This is a genomic window from Pseudomonas sp. (genome assembly GCF_037994325.1).
Lineage (GTDB): Bacteria > Pseudomonadota > Gammaproteobacteria > Pseudomonadales > Pseudomonadaceae > Aquipseudomonas.
Genome location: NZ_JBBNAH010000544.1, coordinates 1 through 2,497, shown reverse-complemented (window position 1 = coordinate 2,497; position 2,497 = coordinate 1). Strand labels below are relative to the sequence as shown.

Annotated in this window: 2 protein-coding genes; both read left to right on the top strand. The window is 62.3% G+C overall.

What is annotated here, in order from left to right:
- The coding region (locus tag AAAB16_RS18195) for an HlyD family secretion protein (RefSeq protein ID WP_340664591.1) at positions 1 to 855 on the top strand (855 nt) is incomplete at its 5' end.
- Positions 852 to 2,288 carry an efflux transporter outer membrane subunit gene (locus AAAB16_RS18190; protein ID WP_340664590.1) on the top strand — a complete coding sequence of 479 codons (1,437 nt, stop codon included), beginning with the start codon at positions 852 to 854 and terminating at the stop codon, positions 2,286 to 2,288. The genes AAAB16_RS18195 and AAAB16_RS18190, both read left to right, overlap by 4 nt.
- Positions 2,289 to 2,497 lie beyond the last annotated feature (209 nt).

The following is a 2,497-nucleotide window of genomic DNA, read 5'->3' as shown; positions in this document are numbered from 1 at the left end:
GTCCTGACGTTGTTGATGGTGACCCTGGCTACCGTCGTGGTGTGGCGCATGGTGATGTATTACATGTTTGCCCCCTGGACCCGCGACGGCCATATCCGCGCCGACGTGATTCAGATCGCCCCGGATGTATCCGGATTGATTGAGCGCGTTGAGGTGCACGACAACCAGCCAGTTAAGCGTGGCGATGTGTTGTTTACCATCGACCAAGAACGTTTCACCCTGGCCCTGCGCCAAGCCGAAGCCAGTGCCGCCGAGCGCAAAGAAGCCTTAGCGCAAGCGCAACGCGAGGCCAAACGTAACCGTGGCCTGGGCAACTTGGTGGCCCGTGAGCAGTTGGAAGAAAGCCAGTCCCGCGAGAGTCGCGCGCAATCGGCTGTGGCGGCAGCGCAAGTGGCCGTAGATGCCGCCAAGCTCAATCTCGAGCGCTCGGTAATTCGCAGCCCGGTGGACGGTTACCTCAACGACCGTGCGCCGCGAGCCCATGAATTTGTCACCGCCGGCCGACCGGTGCTGTCGGTGGTGGACGGCGAGTCGTTCCATATCGACGGCTATTTCGAAGAGACCAAGCTGCAACATATTCAGATCGGCCAGGCTGTGGATATCCGCGTGCTCGGCGACAACACGCGCCTGCGCGGCCATGTGCAAAGCATCGTCGCCGCCGTGGAAGACCGCGACCGCAGCAGCGGCACCAACCTGCTGCCGAGCGTCAATCCGGCATTCAGCTGGGTGCAGTTGGCGCAGCGTATTCCGGTGCGTATTGCCTTTGACGAGGTGCCGGCTGACTTCCGCATGATTGCCGGGCGGACCGCTACGGTGTCGATCATCGACGACGTTAAGGTAGGAAGCGCGCAATGAACGTGTATGCAGCCCGCGGTTTACTGACGGCGGCCGGCTTTAGTTGGCTGCTGTCGGCCTGTCAGACGGTTGGCCCGGATTATCAGCTGCCAACGGACGCCGCCGTGCAGCGCGCCGATCTGCAAGGGCAATTGGCGACAGGCAATAGCGACGTGATTTCCGCGCCGGTGCCGGCACACTGGTGGCGCCTCTATCAGGACGAACGCCTCGACCAATTGGTGCAGCAGGCCATGGCTTCCAACACTGATTTGCGTGTGGCCGCTGCCAATCTGGCGCGCGCGCGTAATCAGGTAGAGCAGGCGCAATCCGAAGGTGGCTTCGGCGCCAGCGCCAAGTTTGGCGCCGAGCGTTTGCAGGAGTCAGGTGAAGCGTTTCTGCTGGAGGAAAAAGTGCCGGTGGCCAATATCGGCAGCGGCTCAATCAACACCTCGTACCAGTTCGACTTATGGGGCACCTTGCAGCGCGGCATTGAATCGGCCGAGGCCAATGCCGATGCCGCACAGGCCGCCGCGGATACGGCGCGCATCACGCTGGTGGCCGAAGTGGTGCGCGCCTACACGCAGGTGTGCGCCGCCAACGAAGAACGCAAAATCGCCCAGCAATCCCTGGATTTACAGGAGGAGGGCGTGACCCTGGTGCAGCGTCTGCGTGATGCCGGGCGCGGCGATGAGACCCAAGTCACCCGCACGCAAACCCAGTTCAAATCACTGCGCGCCGAAATGCCGCGCTACGACGCCGCCCAGCAGGCCGGTTTGTTTACCCTGTCGATGTTGCTGGCCAAGCCGGTGAGTCAACTGCCGGCCGGCGTCAGCGACTGCGCTGAGCTGCCACATATTGCCCAGTTGTTGCCGGTGGGCGATGGCGCTGAACTGCTGAAACGTCGCCCGGATATTCGTCAGGCCGAACGTACGCTGGCAGCCGCTACCGCCAAGATTGGCGTTGCCACCGGGCAGCTGTATCCGAACATCAGCATTGGCGCGACGGTGGGCACCGTGGGCATTCTCGACCACCTCGGCGAGCCGGCGACCAACCGCTGGGGCTTTGGCCCGCTGATTAGCTGGACGCTGCCCACCAACGGCGCCCGTGCACGAATTCGCGAAGCTGAGGCCGGCACCCAAGCGGCGTTGGCGCATTTTGATGGCGTAGTGCTTAACGCCGTTCGGGAAACTCAAACGGGTCTAGCGCAATACAGCGCCTTGCTCGACCGCCGTGACGCCTTGGCGGATGCCGAGCACTCCGCGCAACAAGCCGCCAACCAAACCCATCAATTCTTCCAAGCCGGGCGCGCCTCGTTCCTGGCTGACCTGCAAGCCACCAAAACCTACACCGACATGCGCGCACAGTTAGCCGCCGCCAACACTCAAGTGGCGATGCAGCAGATCAATTTGTTCTTGGCATTGGGAGGCGGCTGGGAAAGCGTCACGCCGAAGTAGGCGCCGGGGTGGTGGCGGGTACTGCAGCGTTTAGGCGCGCCACTCTTCATTTAAGTGTGTCCTTCCGACATTGCTTGCAGTGGCTGGAGGGCCAAACGTCGGAGTCGTTCTACAGACATCTTCGGAGGCTGACGCTTAGCGTGGGACGTATGGAGGCTTGATGCTTTCTAAGCGCACGCCGCTTCCGGGCGTGCCATTGAATACGCTGG

Coding starts and splice junctions, on each gene's coding strand:
- AAAB16_RS18190 (WP_340664590.1), top strand. CDS start 852: ATGAACGTGTATGCAGCCCGCGGTTTACTGACGGCGGCCGGCTTTAGT.